19 protein-coding genes and 1 tRNA gene are annotated in these 25,745 nt (G+C 59.1%); 16 read left to right on the top strand and 4 right to left on the bottom strand.

What is annotated here, in order from left to right:
• The first annotated feature begins 57 nt into the window (after window positions 1–57).
• The 6 genes from AC3RLQ_RS15950 (at window position 58) to AC3RLQ_RS15925 (ending at window position 10,307) form a co-directional block, all read left to right on the top strand.
• Complete coding sequence (locus AC3RLQ_RS15950; protein WP_397384597.1) at window positions 58–699, top strand: response regulator; 642 nt, start codon at window positions 58–60, stop codon at window positions 697–699.
• A 127-nt stretch (window positions 700–826) separates the two neighbouring features.
• Window positions 827–3,109, top strand: coding sequence for a bifunctional SulP family inorganic anion transporter/carbonic anhydrase (locus AC3RLQ_RS15945; RefSeq protein WP_493029685.1), 2,283 nt, complete (start codon window positions 827–829; stop codon window positions 3,107–3,109).
• Window positions 3,110–3,124: 15 nt separating this feature from the next.
• Entirely contained in the window at window positions 3,125–4,435 is a 1,311-nt protein-coding gene (locus tag AC3RLQ_RS15940; protein ID WP_493029684.1) for a sensor histidine kinase, read from the top strand.
• A 170-nt stretch (window positions 4,436–4,605) separates the two neighbouring features.
• On the top strand, window positions 4,606–7,533 hold the full coding sequence (locus tag AC3RLQ_RS15935) for a DUF2309 domain-containing protein (RefSeq protein WP_493029683.1): 2,928 nt from the start codon (window positions 4,606–4,608) through the stop codon (window positions 7,531–7,533).
• Window positions 7,534–7,559: 26 nt separating this feature from the next.
• Window positions 7,560–8,909, top strand: a complete 1,350-nt coding sequence (locus AC3RLQ_RS15930; protein WP_493029682.1) for a proton-conducting transporter transmembrane domain-containing protein — start codon at window positions 7,560–7,562, stop codon at window positions 8,907–8,909.
• 15 nt (window positions 8,910–8,924) lie between these two features.
• The gene (locus AC3RLQ_RS15925; protein WP_493029681.1) at window positions 8,925–10,307 is read left to right on the top strand and encodes a proton-conducting transporter transmembrane domain-containing protein; all 1,383 of its coding nucleotides are present in this window, start codon (window positions 8,925–8,927) and stop codon (window positions 10,305–10,307) included.
• Here AC3RLQ_RS15925 and AC3RLQ_RS15920 read toward each other — a convergent pair.
• Genes AC3RLQ_RS15920 through AC3RLQ_RS15910 form a run of 3 tightly spaced genes read right to left on the bottom strand, consistent with a single transcriptional unit; the run spans window position 10,301 to window position 11,623 of the window.
• Entirely contained in the window at window positions 10,301–10,915 is a 615-nt protein-coding gene (locus AC3RLQ_RS15920; protein WP_493029680.1) for an RNA polymerase sigma factor, read from the bottom strand. The two genes, AC3RLQ_RS15925 and AC3RLQ_RS15920, sit on opposite strands and share 7 nt — an antisense overlap.
• A complete protein-coding gene (locus AC3RLQ_RS15915) occupies window positions 10,893–11,330 on the bottom strand; it encodes a Spy/CpxP family protein refolding chaperone (RefSeq protein WP_493029679.1) in 438 nt (145 codons plus the stop codon). Before AC3RLQ_RS15915 ends, AC3RLQ_RS15920 begins: the two co-directional genes overlap by 23 nt.
• Window positions 11,331–11,347: 17 nt before the next feature.
• Entirely contained in the window at window positions 11,348–11,623 is a 276-nt protein-coding gene (locus AC3RLQ_RS15910) for a hypothetical protein (protein WP_493029678.1), read from the bottom strand.
• 182 nt (window positions 11,624–11,805) lie between these two features.
• Here AC3RLQ_RS15910 and AC3RLQ_RS15905 point away from each other — a divergent pair, with 182 nt between their 5' ends.
• The 6 genes from AC3RLQ_RS15905 to mscL all read left to right on the top strand — a co-directional run bounded on the left by AC3RLQ_RS15905 (window position 11,806) and on the right by mscL (window position 19,973).
• On the top strand, window positions 11,806–12,747 hold the full coding sequence (locus AC3RLQ_RS15905) for a patatin-like phospholipase family protein (protein WP_493029677.1): 942 nt from the start codon (window positions 11,806–11,808) through the stop codon (window positions 12,745–12,747).
• A complete protein-coding gene (locus tag AC3RLQ_RS15900; RefSeq protein ID WP_493029676.1) occupies window positions 12,701–14,188 on the top strand; it encodes a phenylacetate--CoA ligase family protein in 1,488 nt (495 codons plus the stop codon). The genes AC3RLQ_RS15905 and AC3RLQ_RS15900 overlap by 47 nt, the downstream gene beginning before the upstream one ends.
• 4 nt (window positions 14,189–14,192) lie before the next feature.
• On the top strand, window positions 14,193–15,464 hold the full coding sequence (locus AC3RLQ_RS15895; protein WP_493029675.1) for a thiolase family protein: 1,272 nt from the start codon (window positions 14,193–14,195) through the stop codon (window positions 15,462–15,464).
• 35 nt (window positions 15,465–15,499) lie between these two features.
• A complete protein-coding gene (locus AC3RLQ_RS15890) occupies window positions 15,500–17,533 on the top strand; it encodes a 3-hydroxyacyl-CoA dehydrogenase NAD-binding domain-containing protein (protein WP_493029674.1) in 2,034 nt (677 codons plus the stop codon).
• Window positions 17,534–17,557: 24 nt separating this feature from the next.
• On the top strand, window positions 17,558–19,414 hold the full coding sequence (locus tag AC3RLQ_RS15885; protein ID WP_493029673.1) for an acyl-CoA dehydrogenase family protein: 1,857 nt from the start codon (window positions 17,558–17,560) through the stop codon (window positions 19,412–19,414).
• A 91-nt stretch (window positions 19,415–19,505) separates the two neighbouring features.
• On the top strand, window positions 19,506–19,973 hold the full coding sequence (gene mscL / locus AC3RLQ_RS15880) for a large conductance mechanosensitive channel protein MscL (protein ID WP_493029672.1): 468 nt from the start codon (window positions 19,506–19,508) through the stop codon (window positions 19,971–19,973).
• A 110-nt stretch (window positions 19,974–20,083) separates the two neighbouring features.
• On the opposite strand, the gene dnaB is transcribed toward mscL, so the two are convergent.
• On the bottom strand, window positions 20,084–21,601 hold the full coding sequence (gene dnaB / locus AC3RLQ_RS15875) for a replicative DNA helicase (RefSeq protein ID WP_493029671.1): 1,518 nt from the start codon (window positions 21,599–21,601) through the stop codon (window positions 20,084–20,086).
• A gap of 262 nt (window positions 21,602–21,863) precedes the next feature.
• Between dnaB and AC3RLQ_RS15870 the strand changes: the two genes are divergently transcribed.
• The 4 genes from AC3RLQ_RS15870 (at window position 21,864) to AC3RLQ_RS15855 (ending at window position 25,656) form a co-directional block, all read left to right on the top strand.
• Entirely contained in the window at window positions 21,864–23,579 is a 1,716-nt protein-coding gene (locus AC3RLQ_RS15870; protein WP_493029670.1) for a tetratricopeptide repeat protein, read from the top strand.
• Window positions 23,580–23,651: 72 nt separating this feature from the next.
• A tRNA-Ala gene (locus tag AC3RLQ_RS15865) sits at window positions 23,652–23,727 on the top strand.
• Window positions 23,728–24,038: 311 nt separating this feature from the next.
• On the top strand, window positions 24,039–25,136 hold the full coding sequence (gene dnaN / locus AC3RLQ_RS15860) for a DNA polymerase III subunit beta (RefSeq protein ID WP_397384526.1): 1,098 nt from the start codon (window positions 24,039–24,041) through the stop codon (window positions 25,134–25,136).
• 28 nt (window positions 25,137–25,164) lie between these two features.
• The gene (locus AC3RLQ_RS15855) at window positions 25,165–25,656 is read left to right on the top strand and encodes a hypothetical protein (RefSeq protein WP_493029669.1); all 492 of its coding nucleotides are present in this window, start codon (window positions 25,165–25,167) and stop codon (window positions 25,654–25,656) included.
• Window positions 25,657–25,745: the final 89 nt, after the last annotated feature.

The raw sequence follows: 25,745 nt of genomic DNA, 5'->3' as shown, positions 1-25,745 counted from the left end.
CCACAAAATGACCGCAGATTTTGCTCTTTGCCGCTCGTTGGCTATGCTGATCCCCTCATGTCCGCCAAATTGACCCGCATTCTTCTTGCCGATGACCACGCCGTGGTCCGCAACGGCTTCCGCATGATCCTCGCTGCGCAGTGGGACATGGAGGTCGTGGGAGAGGCCGCCAATGGAAGGGAGGCTGTGGAAAAAGCCATCAATCTCCAGCCGGATGTGGTGGTGCTGGATGTGACGATGCCCGAGCTCAACGGCATCGAGGCGGCGCGGCAGATCACCAAGGCAGTGCCAAAGGCGCGCATCCTGGCGCTCTCCATGCAGAAGGATTCCGTCTATGTGCGTGAAATGCTGCGTGCGGGAGCCAACGGCTATTTGTTGAAGGACAGCAACGAGAGCGATCTTCTCTCGGCTGTGCGAGCCGTCGCCAATGGCAAAGGATTTCTCAGTCCGGAGGTCAGCGACGCGGTGCTGGATGACTATCGCAAGCATGTCACCAACCCGATCGATCTGCTCTCACCACGGGAACGCGAGGTGCTGCAGATGATCTCGGAGAGCAAGACCAACAAGGAAATCGCCTCCGTGCTGAACCTGAGCGTTTACACCGTGGAAGCGCATCGGGGCCGGATCATGGAAAAGCTCAACTTGCACTCGATCGGTGAGCTGGTGCGTTTCTCCATTCGCAACGGTTTGATCGACTAAAGGATTAAGCAGGTGAATGCCAAGGATTGAGGGGAGCGTGGAAAACTACGGCCGTTTTGTTGTTGGCTTCGTTTGAAGGGCAGGTTCAGATAAATCTCCCACCCTTTAGTCATCCTATTCCTCCTGCATGCCTGCCACTTCCACGACCTCATCCGCAACTTTTTTCAAAGACCTCTCGGCCGGCCTCGTCGTCTTTCTCGTGGCACTGCCGCTTTGTCTGGGGGTGGCGCTGGCGTCCAATGCACCGCTCTTTTCAGGCATCGTGGCAGGGATCATCGGCGGCATTTTGGTGGGAGTTCTCAGCGGTTCACAAACGAGCGTGAGCGGACCTGCGGCAGGTTTGACCGCCATCGTGGCCGCACAGATCGGCAAGCTGGGATCATTTGAGACATTCTTGCTGGCGGTGATGATTGCAGGTGTGCTGCAGATCATTCTCGGTGTTTGCCGTGCGGGTTTCATTGCGGCGTTTTTTCCCACGAGTGTGATCAAGGGACTGCTGGCTGCCATCGGTGTCATCTTGGTGCTCAAGCAAATCCCGCACGTCGTCGGGCACGACCCAGACCCGGAAGGTGACATGAACTTCCTGCAGCCCGACCAGGAGAACACCTTCACCGAAATTTGGTCCGCGATGTTTGACATCCAGCCAGGTGCCGCGCTGGTGGGTGTGCTGTCCATCTTGACGATGGTTTTGTGGGATAAAATCAAGCCATTGAAAAACAGCGTGGTCCCTGCGCCGCTGATTGTGGTGCTGCTGGGTGTGGGGGTCAGCATGCTGCTGAAGCAGTTTGGAAGCGCCGCATGGGTCATCGAAGCCTCGCATCTGGTGCAGGTTCCGGTGGCGAAAGACCTCAGCGCGTTCATGGGCCTTCTGGTGTTTCCGAATTTCTCCGCTCTGGGCAATCCGGCGGTATACGGCGCTGCCATCACCATCGCCATCGTCGCCAGCCTGGAGACGCTGCTAAACCTTGAGGCGGTGGACAAAATTGATCCGCAGCAGCGCAGCAGTCCGCCCAACCGGGAGCTGATCGCACAGGGGATTGGCAATGTCACAGCAGGTCTGATCGGCGGACTGCCCATGACGAGCGTGATTGTGCGCAGCAGTGTGAACATCAATGCCGGCGGCAAAACCAAGCTGTCCGCTTTTTTTCATGGCTGTCTGCTGCTGGGCTGCGTTCTGCTGGTGCCCGGCTTGCTGAACCAGATCCCCCTTGCCGCGCTTGGCGCCATTCTGCTCATGACCGGGCTCAAGCTCGCCAGTCCTAGCCTGGTCAAACAGATGTGGAAGGAAGGAAAGAACCAGTTTCTGCCCTTCATAATCACTGTCGTTGCCATCGTTCTGACAGATCTGCTCATCGGCATCGTCATTGGTCTTGCAGTCAGCATCGGATTCATTTTGCACAGCAACATGCGCCGTCCTCTGCGCAAGTTCATGGAGCAGCACATCACGGGCGACGTCCTGCGCATTGAGCTGGCCAATCAGGTGAGTTTTTTAAGCCGTGGCACGCTCGAGGAAACCCTGCGCAGTGTTCCAAAGGGCGGCCATGTTCTTCTCGATGCGCGCAGCACGGATTACATTGACGCGGACATCCTGAGCCTGATCCACGATTTCCAGCACAAGACTGCCACGGCGCGCGGCATCAAACTCAGCATGGCGGGATTCAAGGACAAATATCCCCAGATCACAGACCGCATTCAGTTTTTGAATTACAGCAGCCGCGAAGTGCAGAGCGGTCTGACGCCGGAACGTGTGCTGGAAATCTTCAAGGAAGGCAACGAGCGGTTCCGCGAAGGCAGGCATCTCACGCGTGACATCGGCCGTTTGGTGGATGCGACTTCCGCAGGTCAGTTCCCCATGGCGGTGGTGCTGAGCTGCATTGATTCGCGCACGCCGGCAGAACTCGTTTTTGACCTGAGCCTGGGAGATGTTTTCAGTGTGCGGATCGCGGGCAACATCGCGCGCGACAAGGTGCTCGGAAGCATGGAGTACAGCTGCGCCGTGGCGGGTGCGAAGATGATTCTGGTCATGGGGCACACCTCTTGCGGTGCGGTCAATGCCGCCGTGGATCTCATTTGCAGCAATCAAACCGCCGCCGAAGCCACAGGCTGTGTCAATCTCGATTCGCTCGTTATCGAGATTCAACAGTCGGTCGATCTCAGCACCTGCAAGCGTGGCAGCGCTTGGCTGCCCGGGGAAAAGGAGGCCTACGCCAATGAAGTCTCACGCCGGAACGTGCTGCGCACCATGCGCATGATCACGGAGCGCAGCAGCACCCTCGCAGGCATGGTTGAAGCAGGAAAACTGGTGCTTGTCGGAGCTTTGTATGATATTCAGACCGGCATGGTTTCCTTTTTCCAGACCCAGGGTTCCTCCAGGTCACCGCTTTCCATACCCATGGTTGAAGCGGTTTGAGTCTTTTACCTCGTCATGTCGTTCACCTTCCTCCGCATCACCGAACGCTACGTGCTGCGCGTTCTCGCGCTGGGTTTCCTGCTGGTGATGGTGCTGCTGGGAACGGCTGGCCTCATCGCCGTTCGCCAGAGCCAGGGCATCCGGCACGGTGTGGAGCAGATGGCGCGGGACCAGTTCCTCATCGCCAGGCTGCGGCAGGATGTGCAGTCGGAGGAAAACACCATGACCGGGGTGCTGCATCAGTTCGCCCAGTTTGAACTGAAGCGTGCCGATCTGGCAAAGCTGCTGCAGGAGCTGGACGAAAGCGACCGCCAGATTTCTCGATTGGGACCCGAGGTGCGATCTCTGGCGGATGCGGAGCTATGGGCGGATCTGGACAGAGGCGTCAAAGCCTTCACTCAGGAATCACATCGGCTGCTGGAAAGTAATGAACCGGTGCAGCGGGACAAGCTGGAGACCCTGTTCCTGCATCACGGCCGGGTCGTCGAGCTGGTCAACAAGCTCATCAAAAGCAGCTCGGAGCATCTGACCAAGACCGAACACCAGCTGGAGAAGCAGTCGCAAGATCTCAGTGATGACTCCACCCTGCTGCTGGGTTCCAGCACCGTCCTGGCCGCGATATGCGCTATTTTGACCATTGCCTTTGCCCGCAAAAGCATCCAGCGCATTCGCTGGCAGTCCGAGGAGCTGAGCCGTGTGTCCTGGCACATGCTGCAGACTCAGGAACAGGCCGCACGACGCTTCTCCCATGAACTGCACGATGAATTGGGCCAGTCGCTGGCCGCCGTGCGCTCCAATTTGACGAAGGGCTCCACCCAGGATCTTCCTTCACTGCGCGCCGATTGCCTGCATCTGGTGGATGAATCCATCGCCAACGTCCGCGAACTCTCGCATCTGCTGCGTCCTGTCATTCTGGATGATTTTGGCCTGGATGCCGGCCTTCGGTGGCTGGCGGAAAAATTCGGGCAGCGCACGCGTCTGCAAGTGGATTACGATTCTGATTTCACGGGACGGCTTGCGGATGAAACGGAAACGCATCTCTTCCGCATCGCCCAGGAGGCTTTCACCAACATCGCACGGCATTCAGAAGCCACGCTGGTGAAGATCCGCCTGGCGCATCGGGGTCAAAATATCATCCTCACCATCGAGGACAACGGCAAGGGCCTGCCCAATCACACCGGAGAAATCATTTACAGTCCCAGCCTCGGCATGGTGGGCATGCGTGCACGCGCACGGCAATCGGGAGGCGAGCTGACCGCCACCAGCGTGATGCCTCAGGGGCTACGAATCGAGGTCGTGGTTCCGCTCCAGACACAGTCCGCCTGAGATGGGCCATGAACGGCAGGCCGCCGCAGGCAGGGGGGGCGCAACGCTGACATATGCACGAGTGTGAATATAACAGGTGAAAATGCCCCTGCTAGCAGTAGTGAAATACCCCTTGATGAAGGGATGGCGCAGCTGCGCTGCACACCCTTTAGTAAGCATCTAAATCTTTGATGAATACGTCCACCCATGTCGGCACCTGTGGCTGTTACGCTGCCAGCCAGGACACTTGCCCGGCAGGAGGGAGGCTTGAGCATCTCCGGCAGGCGGTGGAGCATGCGGCTCATTTCCTGCCGAGTCAGGGGCCTCTGGGTGTTTTCTTGCATTACAACACGCTCCGTTCGTTGCGGCACCTGAGGTTTGAAGATGCAGCCATTGAGGGCGGGAATTTGTTCAAGGCAGAGCCTTTTCTTTCTGAAGAGACCTATCAAACGGAGCGGAGCAGGCGGCGCATTCTCGATGAAGACATCGACGCGGTTCTCAGCTGCGAGCCTGATGCGGACATCCTGTCGGGCAGGCTCAGGCGGCGTGAGCTGAGGCGCGTGATGCTGGCTCCCGGTGTGCGCCGGGTGAACGGCATCAATATTTCCTGGCAGGTGGAGGAGGCGGGCTGGCTGGATTCATTCCGCAATGATCTGCCGGAGTCCTCCGCCACTGCGCTGCGCAGGGATTCCCCTCAGGCGCTCTGGAATGCATGCCTGGCCCGGGTGAAACCGCAGCCAGCACCAGATCCGGTGAGGCCGAAACGGCCCCGCGATGTCGTGCTGGCGCAGCATGGCATCGACATGGATGCGCTCATCCATCCGCCGCTCATCCGGCTCACTGGGGCCTATCTGGACCAGGGCATCGCCTACTGGCCCATGCCGCATCGTGACAAGGGCCTGCTTAGGGCTGTGCGCAAAATCATGCCGCAGGCGTTTGCCATATTTCCGGCGCATCTCAGCGGCGTGCGCGCTGAATTTTTGAGGCAGGAGTCCGCCAATATGGACGCGGACGCCGTCGTGCTGGAAGCGCTCGAACAGCTCGCCGTGCCCTTGGAGCAGTGGGAGGAGTTTGTCACGGAGGAACTGCTCGCGTTGCGTGGCTGGGCGGGCATGGTCCGCATGCTGGAGGTGGATCCCACCCTGGCACCGCATGATCGTGTGCGCTGCTCTCTCTTGGAGTTTCTCGCGCTGCGCCTCACCTACACCGTGGTGGCGCTCAAGGACATTTCCGGCGACACGGCTGCATGGAGCACCACCCCGCTGCCTGTGCCGCGCTTTGATCCGCTGACTCATGTGGCGCGCGTGTTTGATGTATTCCAGTTGCTGGGCATCAGCAGCAGTGAGCTTGCGGCTTTCACGGATGGGGAACTGGCACGGCTTGATCAGGAGATCCGCGCCTGCCATGAGACCGAACGCCGGCGGCTTCTGCATCTGGCCTACGAGCGCAGGCATGAGCGGCGTGTATTGATTCCGCTGGCCAGGCATCGCAACATGCCGTGCATTGTTCCAAGCAGTAATCGGCTGGTCGCACAGGTGGTCTTCTGCCTTGATGAGCGTGAAGAGTCGATACGGCGTGCTCTGGAAGAGGTCGATCCCACGATCGAGACGGTGGGGGTTGCGGGCTTTTTCGGCGTGGCCATCAATTATGCCGGCATTGATGACCCGGGCGGAGTCTCGTTATGCCCTGCGGTCATCGATCAGCAGCATTCCGTGCGTGAGGTGCCGGTGGAGGATGATGCGCATCTGCAAAAGCAGCGTCAGGGATTGCGGCGTGTGTGGGCCGGTGTGGTGCGCAACGGCTTCATCTCCACGCGTACTCTGCTGCGCGGATGGATCAGCACGGCCTGCCTCGGTTTCCTGAGCCTTTTCCCGCTGGCGCTGCGCGTGCTCACACCGCTGGCCTACGGTCGTTTCATCAAGTGGCTGAACCGTGCCTTCCTGCCGGAGCCGAAGACGGAGTTTGCCTTCATGCGTGATGATGAAGCCTCCCGGGGAGCCACCACGGGGCTCATGCGCGGGTTCACCACCCAGGAGCAGGCGGAGTGTGTTTATGAGGTGCTCGGGCCCGCCGGGCTGCATAAGGGACATGCGAGATTGGTGGTCATTCTCGGCCATGGCTCCACCAGCCTGAACAACCCCTACGAGTCCGCCTACTGCTGCCAGGCCTGTGGCGGGCGCACCGGCGCACCGAATGCCCGCCTGTTTGCCCTCATCGCCAATCGTCCTGCCGTGCGTGAAGCCTTGCGCGCCAAAGGTATCGTCATTCCCGAGGACACCTGGTTTCTCGGCGGCTACCACGACACCTGCAATGAGGATATTCATTTCTTCGACATGGATCTTCTGCCTGAGGCCCACCATGGGGATCTAATGCGCGTCCATCAGTCGCTCGACAAGGCGCGCACGCTCAACGCCCATGAGCGCTCACGCCGGTTTGCGGCGGCAGGCTATGACATCACTCCGGAATCCAGCCTGAGGCATGTGCAGGAGCGCGCGGAGCACATCGGCGAGCCGCGTCCTGAGTATGGCCACTGCACCAACGCCGTGGCCTTCGTCGGGCGGCGTGAGGTCACCAAAGGTCTGTTCATGGACCGCCGTGCCTTTCTCGCTTCCTATGATGCCACCAAAGATCCCGCCAATGAAGCGCTGGCACAAGTTGTCGGTGCGGCGATTCCGGTTTGCCACAGCATCAACATCGATTATTACTTCTCCACTGTTGATAACTATGTTTACGGCAGCGGTACCAAGCTGCCGCATAACATCATCGGGCTGGTTGGCGTGATGAACGGTTATCAGGGTGATTTGTGCATAGGCCTGCCGGCGCAGGCGGTCGAGCTCCATGAGCCAGTGCGCATCCTCTTCATTGTCGAAACCACGCCTGAGCGTCTGATGCGCGTCATCAAGGCAGACAATGAGCTCAACGAAATCGTCTGCAACCAGTGGATTCGCCTCGCCACCATGGACCCTGATGACGGGCATGTGGAGGTGTACCGGAACGGTGTTTTTGAGAGGCTTGAAGGCAATGAGGAGCCGCTTCCCGTAGTTGCCAGCTCACTGGCTTGGTATCGCGGCAAAATGGAACACCTCGCCCTGGCCCGCATCGACTCCCGGGCCGCCTAAAAGCCTGCCATATTCCATATGTTTTCATGCCTCTAAAAACCCTGATTCCTCTGCTTCTCGCCACACCTGGCGTGCTCTTCCTTTTGCTGAGCACCGTCTGGCTGCTGGGTGGCACCGTGGCGGAGCGCACCATGGCGAGGACCACGAAGATGGCTTATGCCTTTCTCGCGCTTCTCGTGGTCATGACCGGCTGGCGCATGAGGGCGGAGGGGCTGCATTCCGTGCGCGTGATGCTGGGGGACTGGTTCACCGTGGGGCATTATGGCTATCCGCTGTCCCTGCTGGTGGACGGGCTCTCACTGCCGCTGGTGGGCTTGACCGTGGTGCTGGCCGGCATCGTGGGCTCCTTTTCCGTGCGCTACCTGCATCGTGATCCGGGTTTTTACCGCTTCTTCCTGCTGCTGCACCTTTTCACTTTTGGCGCGCTCCTCGTCTTCACGGCGGACTCGCTGGATCTGCTCATCGTTGGCTGGGAAATTGTGGCCATCACCTCGGTGCTGCTCGTCGGGTTCTTCCAGTATCGGCCTGAGCCTGTGCGCAATGCCCTCTGGGTCTTCGCCTCCTATAGGGTGGCGGATTTGTTCATGCTGCTGGCCATTTTCCTGACGCATCACTGGTTTGGCACCACCTCGTGGGCGGGCTTGTTCAGCGGTGAATGGCCTGGCTGTCAGAGCCTGATTCAGGGCACCAAGGGCACAGTCATTGCTGTGCTGCTTGTGATCGCAGCCGGAGGGAAATCTTCGCAGGGACCGTTCTGGGGCTGGCTTCCCCGGGCCATGGAGGGGCCCACACCTTCCAGCGCCGTGTTTTATGGAGCCATCTCCATTCATACCGGGGCTTACCTGCTGCTGCGGATTGAGCCGCTCATTCACCAGTCGCAGATCGCCACCGGGCTCATCATCATCACCGGTCTGGCCACAGCCTTTCTCGGCACGCTCGTTCACCGCACCTCCGCCGACGCCAAGACCTCGCTGGCCTATGCAGCGCAGACGCAGATCGGCCTTATTTTTGTCGAGATCGGCTTAGGCTGGACCACCTTTGCTGTCATCCATCTGGTCAGTCATGCCATGCTGCGCACGCTGCAGTTCCTGCGCGCGCCGTCCATGCTTCGTGACTATCACCGGGTGCATGCCGCCGCTGGTGGAAAGATGAGCCCCACTGGCAGCCATTACGAATCTCTGCTGTCGCCCGCTTTGCAGCTCTGGCTCTACCGCCTGGCGCTTGGCCGTGGATTTTATGACGCGATCGTGGAGCGCTGGATCGTGGCACCTGTCCAGGCGGTGGCGCGCTGGCTCGCCATTTTTGAGCCGCAGCCGCCCAAAAAGCAGCCGGCGGGGGATACACCCGCACAGGCGGTTGAAAGCACGGTCTCCTGATTCAAGAGAAACGCCATGGAGCACCTTTCATTACCATACATCACCATCGCACTGGCGTCCCTGCTGGGTGGTGTGCTGGCATGCTGGAAGGCGGCGCGTCCGCGAAGGGTTGCGGTTGCGGCAGCAGTGCTCGCTTTCATCTCCTTCCTGGCTGCCGCGTATGAGTCAGGCACTGCGGGGCAGGGGGGGCTGCATGATCCGCTGCTGCCTTGCTTCCTGGCGGATGGTCTGAACGCCGTGCCCATGGCCTTTTATGCTGCGCTGACTCTCTGTGTCGTGGTGCTGGCGCCTAGGCGCGATGCGGCAGAAAGAGCTCCTGGCGGAATGCTGCTCATCTCCCTCTCCATGCAGACGGCTTATGCCGCTGCTGGCTGGATTCCCATGGTGGCGGGCTGGTGGCTTTCCTGCGTGCCGTTTGCGCTGGGCATGTTTGGTGAGCAGAGCGAGAGCCGTCTCACCAGCGGCATCCGTCTGGCCAGCTGTGTGGCCTTGACTGCAGCCGTGCTGCTGCTGGGCAGCGCGTCGGTCAGTGATCTAGCACATGGCGGGAAACTGGTCTTCGGCCTGCTCATTCTGGCGGTCGTTTTCCGCAAAGGATTGTTTCCCCTGCATGCCGGAGTGGTGCAGGCCTTCGAGCACGGGCCGCTGCTGCCCAAGGCGCTGCTCTTCAACGGCCATCTCGGCGTGGTGCTGGTGGCGCGAACGGAGGCTGCCGCGTTGCCGGAGGCTGCCAGGCATGCCTTTGACGTGCTCAGCATTGCCGCCGTGGCCACGGTGGGCATTGCCAGCCTGCGGGCTTTTGCGGAAAAGAAACCGCGGCGGCTGCTGGCATACCTCTGCATCAGTCAGGCGAGTTTCATGCTCGCGGGCATCACCAGTGCGAATGCCGAAGGCATCACCGGGGCGCTGACGCATTGGCTGGTGGTCGCGGCCGCCTCTACGGGACTTATCTGCATCGTGCGTGCCCTGGAGGTACGGGTCAGCAGCAGCGAGGATCCGCTGATGCATCTGGGACTGGCGGCCAAGGCCCCCAGGCTGGCCACATTTTTTCTGATCTGCGGGCTGGCGCTTGTCGGCCTGCCTGGGACGCTGGGCTACTGCGCCGAGGAGCTCATATTTCACGGCATGTTGCAAAATCACCTGGTGGCCGGCATCGTGCTGCTCGTCGCCACGGTCTTCAATGCGATCAACCTGCTGCGCTTGTACAACACCCTGTTTCTGGGTGTGCTGCCAAAGCATGTGATCAACATCCCCGATGCCCTGCCGCGCGAGCGCTGGCCGTTGACCGTCTGCGTGGTTTTTTTGATTTTCGGCGGTCTGCTTCCCAGCACGATCATTGGCTGGCGTGCCGATGCCGCGCAGGTCCTTGAAAAAGCCTTGGGTGTGGAGGATCACTGACCTTCATCATCCCACCAACTCATCAGCATTTGCCGGGCCCGGTAAATGCGGCCCTCGGTGCCTCGCACAGAGCAATTCAGCACTTTGGCGCATTCCTCATGGCTCAGGCCTTCCATGGCGCTGAGCATCAGCGCCGTGCGCAGTTTTTCCGGCAACTGTGCCAGCCCACGTTCGAGTTTTTGCATCTCGCTCTGCCATTCCGCGCTCGCATCTGGGGCATTCTGCGGACAGGGCAGCGGCTGGTCGATGTCGTTGATCGTTGTCGTATTTTCACGCTGACGTGAGGCGCGCGATTTGGCGCGGTCACGGCACAGGTTCAGCGCGATTTGATACAGCCAGGTCGAAAGCTTGGCCCGCCCCTCAAACTCAGGCAGCGCCTGCCAGGCGCGTACAAAGGCATCCTGGCAGACTTCACGCGCATCCTCCACACAGCGCAGCCAGCGGCAGCAGAAGGTGAAAAGCCGCGCTTCATGCTGCCGGACGATCCATTCAAAAGCAGCCATGTCGCCCGCTTGCGCGGCACGCAGGTGCAGAGCCTCCGCTGAATCATCAGCGGAGGCTTCGGCCTGCGGCACTAGCAGTGCATCAATCGCGGGTGAGGCTGTCATGGGTCCACTCCAGAAGTTTGGCGGCCTGCGCGGGACGCAGGTAGCGCTTCATCACAAAAAAATGATCCAGCGTGGCTTTCTGCAGCGCCCCTTGAGCCTTGTTCAACCGCTCCAGGGCCGCATTCATCGCAGCTTCGTCCACTTTGGGCTCACGGATGGTCTGGGCCAGCGCCACATCGGCCAGGCGCACATCATCCTTCAATTTCAGGCGAAGCTTTTCAAACTCCGCTTCTAGCGGTTCCAGTTTCTCATGCTGTTCGGGCGTGATGTCGAGGTGCTCATGCATCCACGCATGCAGATCTGTTGGTGCATGATCGTGGGCGTGGCTTTCACCATGGCGGTGCAGCGTCCAGTCCGTGACCAGCCATGCGGTCCCGCCAGCCAGAGGCGCGGAGAGGAGAACCGAGATTAGCATCCATTTCACTCGTGAGGTCATTGCGGCTTTCCTGTGCGAAACAGTTCCATGGTGGGTGGGGTGGTATGGATGGTATCGCGTGAAGCCAGTGCCCACCCGATCAGGCTCGCAGTCACAATGCCCGTGAGGGCGGCCAGAATCAGCAGCCACTGGACAAAGGACCGCCAGCGTCTGGCCCGGCCATCATCAACCCGTACGCGTGCCATGATCGCTTCCTCCAGTGCGCTCGGCACGGCCGCCGGGGGGGCGGTTGCGGCATGTTTGAGCATGCGACTTAGATCCGAATTGTTCATGGCATGCGATCTATGCACAAAGATTCGCTATTTTTGAATCAATTTCTCACATCAGGGGTCTAAAACGATAACAACACCCGCAGGTCATGAACACCCAGCTCCAACTTCCCTTCCGGGGATGGAGTCGTGCCGAAGAAAGCTCAAAGCACGGCTCAGGGGGAGGAAAAACGCCCCGAATCGGTTTGGTTCTATCCAGTGGCGGCGCGCGCGGACTGGCGCATGTCGGCGTCATTCAAGTGCTCGAAGAGGAAGGCATTTCCATCGCGGCGCTGGCAGGCTGCAGCATGGGGGCCTACGTGGGCTCCTTGTGGGCCGCTGGACTCAGTGGCACCCAGTTGGAAGAGCGCGCCCGCGAGATCAAAGACCGGCCCACTCTGAAAGCTCTCATGGATTTTATCATCCCGCCCTCAGAAGGGCTCATCCGAGGTGAGAAACTGCGCAAGCATCTCGAACGCGATCTTGGCGAAAAGACTTTTGCGGATCTCCAAAAACCTCTGCTGGTCATTGCCACCGATCTGGATCGCCTCACGCCCTATGTCTTCGATTCCGGCATCGTTTCGCACGCGGTGCATGCCAGTTCGGCCATTCCGGCTGTGTGTGCTCCGGTCAGGCTAAATGGTCGGCGTTACACGGATGGCGGTGTTTCCGAGCCCCTGCCGGTGAAGCTGCTCAAAAAACGCTTCAATCTCGACGGCATCATCGCAGTGAATGTCATGCCTGCACCGGAAGAATTCGAATCCAATAGTGATCACACTTTCATGCAGGCCGACAAACCTGCTGACCGCGCCTTTTCGCGCATCTTCCGCACGTTCTGGCAGAAGGTAAACCTGCTCGCCAACGGAAACGTGCTGGACACTTTCCGCCGTGCTTTGATGGCCGCGCAGCTCCACCTCATCAAGAAAGAGGAAGCCGCTGCCGACGTGGTCATCCATCCGCATTTTGCCACTTCGACGTGGCATGATTACGAGAATTTTGAGCAGTACCTGCAGGCCGGTCGTGACGCTGCAACCGCCGCGCTGCCTGCCATGCGGGCCCTGCTTCAGACCGAACCCAACCTCAACCAGGAGACAATCAGCCATGAAATTGCTCCACCACACACCCGATTGGAACTCCACGCCGCATGAGGCATGGCGTGACTGGCAGCTCAAGCAGCTGCGTGATTATCTGCACCACCGCGTGATTCCCTTCAGCGCGCACTACCACCGCGTTTTTGAAGAGCACGACATCCAGCCGCTCGACATCAAATCATTCGAGGACTGGAGCCACGTGCCATTCACTTCAAAGAAGGATCTCGCCAACCCGCGCGATTTTGTGCTGGTTCCGGATGAGGCGGTTCTCCGCCGTGAACCCGGCATGATTTGCACTGCGCTGCTGCATGGTCGTGCTGCTGCGAAGAATAAGGCGGAGGCGGAATTCCGCCCCCTTCTGCTCACCAGCACCACCGGACGTTCGTCGGATCCCGTCCCGTTTCTCTACACGAAGCATGACCTGCATAATCTCGACATCAGCGGCAGCCGCTTGATGCTGGCAGGGCGCTCGCAGCGGGACTTCAAGCACATCAATCTCTTCCCTTATGCCCCCCATCTGGCCTTCTGGCTGGCACACCATGCGGGGCTTGGTTTTGGCACCTTCATGCTGAGCACCGGAGGCGGCAAAACCCTCGGCACCGACGGCAATATCAGGCTCATCGACAAAATCCAGCCTGATATCCTCATCGGCATGCCCACCTTCATTTATCATGTGCTGCGTGAGGCCTATGAAACCGGCAGGCAGTGGCCCCAGTTGAAAAGGCTCGTCCTGGGCGGTGAGAAAGTCGCCGATGGCCTGCGTGCCCGCCTGCGCGATCTCGCCACCCAGCTCGGCAGCCCGGATGCGCATGTCATGGCCACCTATGGTTTCACCGAAGCGAAGATGGCCTTCCCAGAATGTGTCGGCCAATCTCACGAAGCCAGCGGCTACCACCTGAGCCCCGATCTTGGAATCGTAGAGCTGATCAATCCAGAAACAGGACAAGTCGTCCCAGATGGCCAGGCTGGTGAGATTGTCTTCACGCCGCTCAATGCACGGGGCACCGTCGTGCTGCGCTATCGAACAGGTGACATCGCCGAAGGCGGCATGACCTGGGAAAAATGCCCCAACTGTGGCCGCACTTGTCCGCGCCTGCTGGGCCCCATCTCACGCGTGAGTGAAGTGCGCGAGCTGCATGTGGACAAGCTGAAGGGCACACTGGTGAACTTCAACCTGCTCGAACATCTGCTGGATGATCAAAAAGGCATCGCCGCCTGGCAGATCGAACTGCGCAAGCGCCATGATGACCCGCTCGAAATGGACGAGGTGCATCTGCACCTCACCGCTGAACTCGGCGTGCGCGAATCTGAACTCGAACTGGCCGTGTCTCGCCGCTTTCACGAAGCCACGGAGATCACGCCGAACGGACTCCATTTCCACTCAATGTCCGAACTTCGCGATCAGCTCGGCATCGGACGCCTCCTGAAGGAGGAGAAAATTGTCGATCATCGCCCCAAAGCCCAACCCGCCGCAACCCATGTGGCACTCAGCTCCTAACGCCATGAAAACTCCCTCACTTGTCATAGTTGCCGCTGCGCGCACGCCATTCTCGCGCGCCGGAACCGATCTCGCGCATCTCGATGCGGTTGAGCTCGGCCGTCACGCTGTTGCGGCGCTGCTCACCCGCACTAGCATTGATCCGATGCTGGTGGACGAAACCATCCTTGGCTGTGTCGGCCAGCCTCCAGAGGCGATGAATATCGCCCGCGTCATCGCGCTGCGCGCAGGACTGCCGGAATCGAAACCCGCCATGACCGTACATCGCAACTGCGCTTCCAGCCTGGAGGCGCTTACCCTCGCGCACGCAAAGATGTGCGCAGGGCAGGGGGAGGTCTTCGTGGTCGGCGGCACGGAAAGCATGAGCAACATGCCGTTCTATTTCTCACGGCCTGCCGTTGAAAAATTCACCGCGATGAGCCGCGCGCGGGATTTCACCGGTCGTGCAAAAGCCGCGCTGCATTTCCGCCCGTCTGACTTTGCTCCCGTCATCGGCCTTAAACTCGGACTGACGGACCCCGTTTCGAGCTTGAACATGGGACAAACTGCGGAAGTGCTCTCGCGTGAGTTTGGCATCACTCGCGATATGCAGGACGCCTTTGCCATGCGCAGTCATCTGTGCGCCACGCGGGCGAATCACCTGCTCAATCAGGAGATCGCACCCGTTTTTGGTCGCAACGTTGTCGCGACGGACAATGGCATCCGTGCCGACTCCAGCCTCGAAAAGCTGGGCAAACTCAAGCCGCTCTTCGACACGGTCACCGGCACGGTGACTGCAGGCAACTCCAGCCAGATCACCGATGGTGCGGTGGCCTTGCTCGTCGCCACTGAAGAAGCCGCTGCGGCACACAATTGGAAGCCTCTGGGACGCCTTGTCAGCTATGCAGCCACGGGCTGTGATCCTGCACGCATGGGGCTGGGCCCGGTGCGTGCGCTGGATGCCGCACTTCATCGCAGCGGCTGGAAACTGGATGAAGCCGACGTCTTCGAAATCAACGAAGCCTTCGCCGCCCAGGTGCTCGCGGTCATGAAATGCCTCGCCGATCCCGCCAGCGCCCGCCGCGCCGGATTGGAATCACCGCTGGGTGAAATCGATCCCGCGAAGATCAATGCCTGCGGCGGAGCCATCGCCCTGGGCCATCCCGTTGGCGCCACCGGTGCGCGCCTTGTTCAGACCGCGCTCAATCAACTGCATGCCAGCGATGGCAAACGCGCCGTGATCAGCCTTTGCGTGGGAGGGGGGCAGGGGATGGCGGCCTGCCTCGAAGCATTATGAATTTAAAGCTGAACATTCTCATCCAACTCAAAGCCATGAAAACTTTCCTCAACTCCCCCTCAATCATCCACGATCCGCCACACGTGCTGGAGGACATCATCCACGGTCATCCAATGCCGCCGAAGCATTTCCGGCACGAAATCGATTTCGACGGTATCGCCTGGATCACTTTTGATTCCCCCAAATCCTCCGTCAATGTCTGGAACGAAGAGACCCTGCGTGAGTTCAATCATCTGCTTGAAACCATCGAGCACGACACCCGTGTCAAAGCCTTGGTTTTGCGCAGCGCCAAAGAGCGCATCTTCATCGCAGGCGCTGATATCAAGGCCATTCGCACCATGCAGCATGTCCGGGTTAATGATCTCATCTGGCTCGGACAGGCCGTTTTTGACCGGCTGGCCCGGTTGAAAGTGCCAAAGATTGCCGCGATTCACGGCGCCTGCATGGGCGGCGGATTTGAAGTGACCCTCGCCTGCGACTGGCGCATCGCCAGCGATCACGACAGCACCAAAATCGGCCTGCCAGAAACACAGCTCGGCATTCTGCCTGCTTGGGGCGGTTCCACACGACTTTCACGGATTATTGGAGTGCGCAAAGCGCTCGACCTCATCACCACCGGCAAATTGCTCAATGCCACTGCCGCCAAACGTGCAGGACTCGTAAGCCACGTGGTGCCAGCTGAGCGTCTTGAGATACTGGCCCGTCGCCTTGCGAGGGAAAAACGCCCAGTTATGAAGTTCCGGTTTGAAAATGTGTTCTCTCCAGTCATCGGCTATCTTGCGAAACGCAAGGTGCTCGAAAAGACACGCGGGCTTTATCCTTCAGTCACCAAGGCGGTTGATGTCGTCACGCACGCAGTTCATGGCGAGATTGAGAAAGGTTTGCTGCTTGAGCGCAACGCGGTGGCCGAACTGATCAAAAGTCGTGATTCGGCCCGGTTGATCGACCTATTTTTCAAGCGCGAAGAAGCCAACAAGCGACCTGCCACAGGCGGCACGGCGCTGCCCATCCACGACGCCACCGTCATCGGTGCGGGTGTGATGGGGGCTGGAATTGCGCATATCTTAGCTTCGCGTGGCATCCGTGTGCTAATGACGGACGTCACCAACGACAGCCTCGCGCGTGGACTGGAACGGATTCATGGCCTCGTTTCAGATGCCACGCGTCGAAGGCTGGTGTCCAAGGTTCAGGCGCGGGACACGCTGGACCGAATCAGCACGACGCATGTGCCGGTGCCGCTCAACAGGCACCATCTTGTGATCGAGGCTGCAACGGAGAGCATGGAATTGAAAAAGAAGATCTTCGCGGATCTGGCCTCTCGTGTCTCGGCGGACACCATTCTGGCCACGAACACCAGCGCGTTGTCTGTGTCGGATTTGGCAAAAACGGTGCCCCATCCGGAGCGCGTCGTCGGTCTGCATTTCTTCAATCCGGTGCATCGCATGCCGCTGGTGGAGATCATCACGCTGCCAGAAACTTCACCGGACGTGCTGGCCACGGTGGTTAGTTTTGTGCAGAAGCTCGGCAAGACGCCGGTGGTCGTCAAAGACAGCCCGGGATTCCTGGTGAACCGCATTTTGGTGCCCTATTTGATGGAGGCCGTGCGGCTGCATGAAAATGGAATTTCAGTGAAGGACATCGACGAGGCGATGCTGGAGTTTGGCATGCCGATGGGGCCGATGCGCCTGCTGGATGAAATTGGTCTCGACGTGGCGGCGCATGTTGCCAAGACGCTGGCCAGTGCTTTCCCGGATCGTTTTCCGCATACGGATGCTCTCGACAAAATGGTGAACGAAGGTCACCTCGGAAAGAAAACGGGGCAGGGCTTCTACCGTTATGAGAACGGCAAGGAGATCTTGCCCAAGACTCATGCCGATCTGCCGAGGCACGAAAGCATCCAGACGAATCTTGCGCTCCTGATCAGCCAGGAGGCAATGCGTTGTCTCAAGGAGGGCATCGCACGCAACGCGGATGACATCGATCTGGCCATGGTGCTCGGCACCGGCTACCCGCCGTTCCGTGGCGGGCCCATCACTTTCGCCCGGGATACGGGCATCATTGATTATTAAAATCCTCAACTGGAGAACCAAGCCATGAAAACTACTCTGGAAGAATCGAAGCCTGAAGCCAGGACGCAGATCGACACCTCCCGCATGAATGCGGGTCAGCGTGCCGCGCTCGAAATGGCGGAAGCCGCGCGTGATGAACGACGCAACACCGGAATCGCCGCCGGCCTCTTTTTTGGCGAGCCTGACTTTGGCAAACTGCTGCCATTTCCAAAACAAAGCGGGGAAGACCACGATCAGGGAGATGCGTTTCTGCACCGGCTTGAGCGAGTGCTGGATCTCTATGCGGATCCTGATGAAATCGACGCCAAGGGTGAGATTCCTGAGATGCTGCTGAGTGAACTGGCGCGGATTGGCGCCTTTGGCATCAAGATCCCCGTGCGATATGGCGGGCTGGGGCTTTCGCAGACGAATTATTCGCGCGCGGCCATGCTGCTGGGGAGCCGTTGTGGCAACCTCGCGGCGCTGCTTTCTGCGCATCAGTCCATCGGTGCCCCGCAGCCGCTCATCTTGTTTGGCACGGAAGAGCAGAAGGCCAAATACCTGCCGCGCTGCGCCAAAGGGGAGATCAGCGCCTTTGCACTGACGGAAAATGAAGTGGGGTCAGACCCGGCGCGGATGAAGACGACGGCCAGACTCGACGCGGATGGCGAGAACTACATCCTCAACGGGGAAAAGCTCTGGTGCACGAATGGCACGAAGGCCGGATTGATTGTGGTGATGGCCAAAACACCAACACCCGAGAAGCCCAATGCCACCACGGCATTCATCGTCGAGACGAACTGGCCTGGAGTAGAGATCCTGCACCGCTGCCGTTTCATGGGGCTCAAGGCACTCTACAACGGGGTCATTCATTTTGACAACGTGAGGGTGCCGGTGGCGAATGTGCTGGGCGGGGTCGGCCGCGGCCTCAAGGTGGCGCTGACGACGTTGAACACGGGGCGCATCACTCTGCCTGCCGCATGCACCGGCTTGTCGCAGCGCTGCCTCGACATCAGCAAACGATGGGCGCGCTCGCGTGAGCAGTGGGGGCAGCCGATCGGCCGCCATGCAGCCATCGCGGACAAACTCAGCCGCATGGCCGCAGACACTTTCGCGATGGAAAGCATTGTGCGTTATGTCTCGGCGATGGTGGATCGTGACAAGCATGCCGATGTCCGTCTTGAGGCCGCCATTGGCAAGCTCTGGGGCAGCGAAAAATCCTGGCGCATCATGGACGATACGATGCAGATGCGCGGCGGTCGTGGATTTGAAACCGCCGCTTCACTGAAAGCACGCGGGGACGTGCCCGAACCCGTGGAGCGTCTGTTCCGAGATTCCCGCATCAACACGATCTTTGAAGGCAGCAGCGAGATCATGCGGCTGTTCATCGCGCGTGAGGCGCTGGAACCGCATCTCAATCTCGGGGCAGATGCGGTGAATCCCACCCTACCGTGGAAGGTGCGTGCCAAAGCTGCCATGCGTGCCGCAGGCTTCTATGCCACCTGGTACCCGCTGAAGTGGCTGCCGCTGGGCGCTGGAGGCGCGAGGGATTTGCTGCATCCATCCCTGCAGTTCGAGCTCGATGACATCGCCCGGCAGAGCCGGGTGCTGGCGCGGCGGCTGTTCCTTGCGATGGCTCTTAATGGTCCCAAACTGGAAAAGCGGCAGGTGCTACTGGGCCACTTTGTGGATGTGGGCGCCGAGTTGTTTGTTTGGGGCTGCACGCTGGCCCATGCGCAAAGCAAAGTGAACGACTCGTCCATGTCCGAGATGGAAATCGACAAGTTGGTGAGGCTGGTGCGCTTTTTCGGCAAGATGACGCGTGAGCGCATCGCCAGCAGTTACCGGCATCTCAAGGAGAACCTGGATGCCGAGAGCTGGCGGGTCGCGCAGGAAGTGTGAGCGCATTTTGTGCTGGCCTGATGCCTGCTGATGGGTTTAGAACGTGACCGGTTCCACGAACCGGTCACATTCACTTCATCCTTCCCACGCCATGCTCAAAGAATTCAAAGCGTTTATCCTCAAGGGCAACGTCGTCGATCTCTCTACGGGGGTGATCATTGGCGCGGCCTTCACAGGCATTGTCACGGCATTTGCCAAAGGAATCGTTGAGCCGCTTCTGGCGCTGTTTGGCGGAGGTCCAAGTCCGAAGCTGACGATCCCTCTCCGGGAGGTGAGCCTGCAAGTGGCCAAGATGGGAGCGGATGGCAAGCCGCTGGTGCAGGCCGATGGGACGCCGGTCATGGACACGGTGAAAAAGATTATCGAGCTCGATATCGGCAGCATCATCGGGGCGGTCATCAGCTTTTTGATCACGGCGGCGGTCGTGTTTTTTGTGATCGTCAAACCGATCAACAAACTGATGGCACTGACGCGGAAAAAAGAAGCGGACGCGCCGCCTCCTCCTCCGCCTGCTGAAATCGTGCTGCTCACGGAGATCCGTGATCTGCTGAAGAAGTAACCTTTACGGCGACTCTGCTTCTTCGCTGCACTCGACAAACACATGGTGTGGTCGATGTGAAGCGGGCAGGGGGCGAGGAGCTGCCCTTGTTCCACAGGAACAAGGCTGCTTTAGCCGCCTCCGCCGCCCTCTTCTTCGGCGCGCTCGACGAAGCGCATGGCGTGGTCGATGAAGCGGAGGAGGACGTCGTCGGTGGGGCCGTTTCGGTTTTTGGCGAGGATGAGCATGGCCTCGCCCTTTTTCTTTTCTTCGGCCTCTTCGTCTTCGACTTCCATCTTGGCGCCGGCGTAGTCGGAGCGGGTGAGGAGACCGACCATGTCGGCGTCCTGTTCGATGGAACCGGACTCACGCAAGTCGGAGAGCACGGGACGCTGGCCTTTGCGGGATTCGACGGCGCGGTTGAGCTGGGCGAGGACGATGATGGGGACGTTCAGTTCTTTGGCGAGGCCTTTGATACCGGCGGAAATTTCGGCGATTTCGATCTGACGGTTGTCCTTGGCGCGGCGGCTCTGGGAGGTCACGAGCTGAAGATAATCGATCATGATCATCTGGATGCCGTGCTGCTTTTTGAGGCGGCGTGATTTGGCGCGCATCTCCATGATGTCGAGACCTGGGGTTTCATCGATGAAGATCTGCGCCTTCTGCAAATCGCGTGTGGCTTTGGCGAGGGCGTCCTGCTGAGCGCGGGAGAGGAGACCACGAGAGAGGTCCTGCATGCTGAGGCGTGCGCGGGAGACGAGGAGACGACGAACGAGCATGGTGGCGCTCATTTCCAAACTGAACACGACGCAGGGGGTGTTGCAGTCCACGGCGATGTGCTCGACGATGTTCATCGCGAGGGAGGTTTTACCCATCGACGGACGTGCAGCGATGACGAACATTTCACCGCCCTGCAGGCCGGAGCTCATGGCGTCGAGCTTGCTGTAACCGGTGGACAGACCACGCAGCTGGCCGGGATGCTCCAGCATGTACTGGATGCTGTCGATGGCGTCCATGACGTGGGTGGAAAGGGACTTGATGCCCTCCTTGGCACCGACGGATTCACGGACGGCGAGCACCCGTTGTTCGGCATGGTCGATGAGCGTGTCGATGTTCTCGTCCATCTGCTCTTTGCCGTGCTCGTAGGCGTGATGGATGTTCAGCGAGCTGGCGTGGATAAGCTCCCGCAGGATGTGCTTATCGAGGACGATCTTCTTATAATAAGGGAAGTGCGAGGGGATCGGAACGAAGGCGAAGAGTTCCGAGATGGCGGCTGCCCCACCGACCTTGTCGAGGAGGTTTTGCTCACGCAGCGCATGAGTGAGCGTGACGGGATCGATGGGAAGGTTTTTGTCGTAAAACTCCAGCAGCTTTTCGTAGATGGTGCGATTGGCGTCGTGATAAAAGGCCAGTGCAGGGAGATTGACGCGGCAGTCACTGAGGCGTTCGAGGGGATCCTGCAGGAGGCAGGAGAGGACACCTTTTTCGGCTTCGTCACTGAAAGGAAGCGCGCGATTGAAGGAAGCGAGGAGCTCCTCTGCGGTGGGGATTTCGTTTTTCTTTTTGAAGTTCTCCCGCTTTTTGGCAGGCTCAGCAGCACCGTTTGGAGGTGTTTCTGCTGTCGTATTGGGAGTGGAATTTTCGGCCATGGAGGACGTTCAGGATGGAGGGCTGCGGATTTGCGTCAATGGCGTGCTCAATCGTGATGCCGTCAGATTTGGCGTCTTTTGGGGTGATTTCGGGTGTTTTGAAAAAACCGCGTCAACGGCACCCCCTCAGAATTTTGTGTGTGAGAATTTGTGCGACCCAATAATATACTTTCATCAAAAGCTTGATGTGTCTTTGGTCGTGTCGAAAACTGAACACCTCCGGAACTACCGGGTCAAACGCCCCTCCAAATCACAACCACCTATGTTACTTACAGCACTCAAACTTAAACTCGCGGCTCTCGTCGCGGTCGCAGGCATCGACACTGCCGAAATGCCAGGAGCTTCCAAAGAGTTCACGGACATCCTCACAGCCCTCAAGGCTGACCAGGACAAAGTTCAGGCGAACCCTGGCGCCGGCCCAGATGTCAACAAGTCCTTCAATGACGCCGTCGCGAAAGTGCGCGAACTGGCGCAGAAGGATGACAAGGACGCCGTCTATGCTCTTGCCCATTGGGGAGTGCTCAGCGGTGCTAACATCAACGAAGTCGCCGCTCTGTTCCGCAAGGCCGCCGACAAAGGACAGATCCTCGCCAAATCCGAACTCGCCCAGGTGCTGATGCAGGCTGGTGCGCAGAATCCGGATGCCGTGAAGGAAGCCATCAAGCTGATCAAGGAAGCTGAAGCTGCCGACAACAAAGTGTCCCGTCGCATGCTGGCCCAGCTTCACCTGCAGGGCGTGACCGAAGGTGAAAAGGGTCTTGTGGTGGTGGAGAAGAGCCCAGCGAAAGCCAAGGAGCTTCTGGAAAAAGGTGAAAAGGCAGGAGACGGCGAAGCCACTCTCGGTCTGGCACAGATCTACTCCGCCGGAGTGGAAGGAATTCCCCAGGACCAGAAGAAGGCGCTCGAATACCTCATCGAAGCCGGCAAGCAGGGCAGCGCAGTTGCCCTGAGCACCTATGGTGCCCGTCTTCTGAATGGCGACCCTGACACGAAGGAAAGCCCGAAGCTGGTGCAGAAGGATGTGCCTGCCGCACTGAAGATGTTTGAAGAAGCCGCTGGAAAAGGCCTTGCCGCTGCCAACCGCATTCTTGGCCAGATCTATGAAAACGGTGTCGGCGTTGATGGCGCTGATGTGAAGCAGGACGTGACCAAGGCTTTCGACTACTACACCAAGGCCGCCAATGGCAATGACCCCCAGGCACTCTTCCGCCTCGGCAATGCCTTCGAAACCGGCATCATCAAAGACCCTAAAGGTGCTCGCGACAACAAGGACAACATCCTGATCCAGCCAAATCCAAAGAGCGCCCTCGACCTCTATCGTCTTGCCGCCCAGAACAACCTTGCCGAAGCATTCTACAACGTCGGCGTGTATTATGAAACCGGCACGGTGGTGGACAAAGATCCTGCCAAGGCATTCACCTTCCTGATGAAGGCTTCCACGGCTGGCATCGCCCAGGCCATGAACCGTCTTGCTGGCCTTTATGCCAACGGAACCGGTGTTGCTCAGGACGTGGTGGCAGCCGCAGGCTGGTACCAGCGTGCAGCTGACATGGGCTTCGCCCCTGCGCAGATTGCTCTTGGCATCCTCTATGAACAGGGTGCAGGCGTGCGTCAGAGCCGCATGGTGGCCGCAGGCCTCTATGCCGATGCAGCCCAGCAGGGTGTGGCACTGGCCATGCTTCGCCTCGCCAACCTGTATGCAGTCGGTGTGGTTCCCGGCACTCCTGAACTTCCCCGTGCCTGGGCTTATGCCAATCAGGCTGATGAAGTCTCCAAGAAGAGCGGCAACAAGGCTGACATGGATGTCACCGCCAACGTGATCAAGCAGCTCGAAGGCAAGATGAAGCCTGAAGAAATCGCCGAAGCGAAGAAGATCTTTGAAAAGCTTCCGAAGCCACAGGCAGGCGCAGCTCCGGCAGCCCCAACCGTGCAGGATTCCGCTCCCACCAAAGCTGGTGATGCGAAGAAGAAGAAATAGCACTTGTCAAAACAGAGCTCTTTGCTAGTCTCCGGCTCCCCAAATCAGGGGAGCCGGTTTTTTTTAATTTCCGGGGCATTAGCTCAGTTGGTAGAGCGCCTGCATGGCATGCAGGAGGTCAGCGGTTCGAACCCGCTATGCTCCACCAAATCCCGTGCAGTTGAACTGCTGGTGACCCATTGAACCGCAGCCAGCCATTTCCAAAGTTTGAGACCCGACGGCTCTGGAATGCAAACAGAAGATTGACGAGCCTTAAAAGCGACTCGTAGTTCAGATTGCACCGCCCCAAGCAATTTGGCATGGTGAAACAGGCCTGAATATCCACTTCACCATGAAAATGAAACGCACCACGAAAGTGAAGGAACTCAGATTGCAGTTAGACACCCGGATTTTTCCGCTCAATATCCTTGCCGTTTCATCTGGGTTTGTTAACAAATCGACCCACAGCAGGCATTTTATATGAAGTTTACCATCAGCAAAGAATCCTTCCTGGACGCCATCAACCAGGTTCAGCATGTGGTCAGTTCGCGTACCACACTCGCCATTCTCTCCAATGTGCTGCTCAAGGCGAAGGATGGAAGGCTTGAACTCACGACCACCGACCTCGATGTCGGCGTGACTTGTTCGGTTCCCTGCGAAGTCGATGAGCCAGGGGCCACCACACTTCCAGCGCGCCGTCTTGCCACAATCGTGCGCGAACTGCCGTCCGAGGAAATCGAAGTCAAGGTCGACGAAAAAAACGTCGCCTCCATCCGCAGTGGTCCGAGTTATTTCAAAGTACTGGGCCTGACCAGCGAGGAATTCCCCGCGCTGCCCCGTTTTGATGACGCGCGTGAGTTCCGCATCGAGCAGCAGGTGCTGCGCGACTGCCTGCGCAAGACCAGCTACGCCATCTCCACGGACGAAACGCGCTATGTGCTCAATGGCATTCTCTTCGCCTTCAAGGACAACGCCCTGACGATGGTGGCCACGGACGGCCGCCGTCTGGCCATGGTGGAGCAGGAACTGGAGTTCCCCCAAAGTCAGGAGATCGACATCATCGTGCCCACGAAGGCCGTGAACGAGCTTTCCCGCTTGCTGGGAGATTCTGGCGAGGTGGCCATTCGAGTCACCGGTTCACAGGTCGGCTTTGATCTGGGCGAGAGCCTGCTGGTCAGCAAACTCATCGACGGGAACTATCCGAACTACCGTCAGGTCATTCCTGGTGAATCGAAGGAACGTATTCCGCTGGAAAGGGAAGCCTTTCTCCGGGCCATCTCCCGCGTGTCCCTGCTGGTCACCGAAAAATCGAACTCGATCAAATTCATCTTCACGCCCGGAAGCGTGGAAATCGTGGCCACTTCTCCGGATGTCGGGGAAGCACGTGAAACCGTGGCCATCAATTACAAGGGCGTCCCAATCACCATCGCCTTCAATCCAGAATTCGCGATGGCCCCGCTGCGCAATCTGAGCGCGGATGAAGTGCATCTGCACCTCATCGATGAAATCAGTCCCGGGGTGCTGCGCAGCGGCACGAATTTCCTGTATGTGCTGATGCCCATGCGTGTGAATGCCTGATCCTGTTTTTCCTTCCATCCAACACGCCATGAAACGACTCCTGCAGGCATCTTTGCTGATCGTGACCGCCACCAGCTTCACCGCATGCGATGGCCCGAATCCGCCGCCGCCTCCCGGCGGGCGCGGAGGACGTGGGCGTTCTTTGGATGTACCGCCCCGCTATGGAGTGCCACAGGAGCAGACGCAGTATTTCGACGGAGTCGACCTTACCAATCCCAATGCAGCAGCGGTTCAGCCCCCTAATCCCAACGCTCCTGTGACCGGTGACAACGTCACTCCTCCTCCAACGAACGAAAATACGACGGCACCGCCACCCGTGTCAGTGACACCTCCCGGCAGCACACCGACTCCTGCCGCCCCCGCTCCTGCGGAGATTCCCTTCGCCACCCGTATCACCGGCAAGCCTGGCTTTGTGAAAAGCCCGTTTGATCCGAATGGACAGGCCATTGACGTGCGTGACTTCCAGTCCGGTCAAAAGGCCCGCTGCCCCTACACGGGCAAAATTTTCCGTGTGCCCTGATCTTCTGCGCCGCCCGCTTCCTCTCCTGACTTAGGAGCGGGAGCGGGGTCGATTCTGCCGAGGTTTGACTGAGCCGTGTCTGCGGCCTT

It is taken from the genome of Prosthecobacter sp. GW821-HT29F12 (assembly GCF_058803405.1).
Note: the sequence above shows the minus strand (reverse complement) of the source record. Positions and strands in the feature narration are given on the sequence as shown.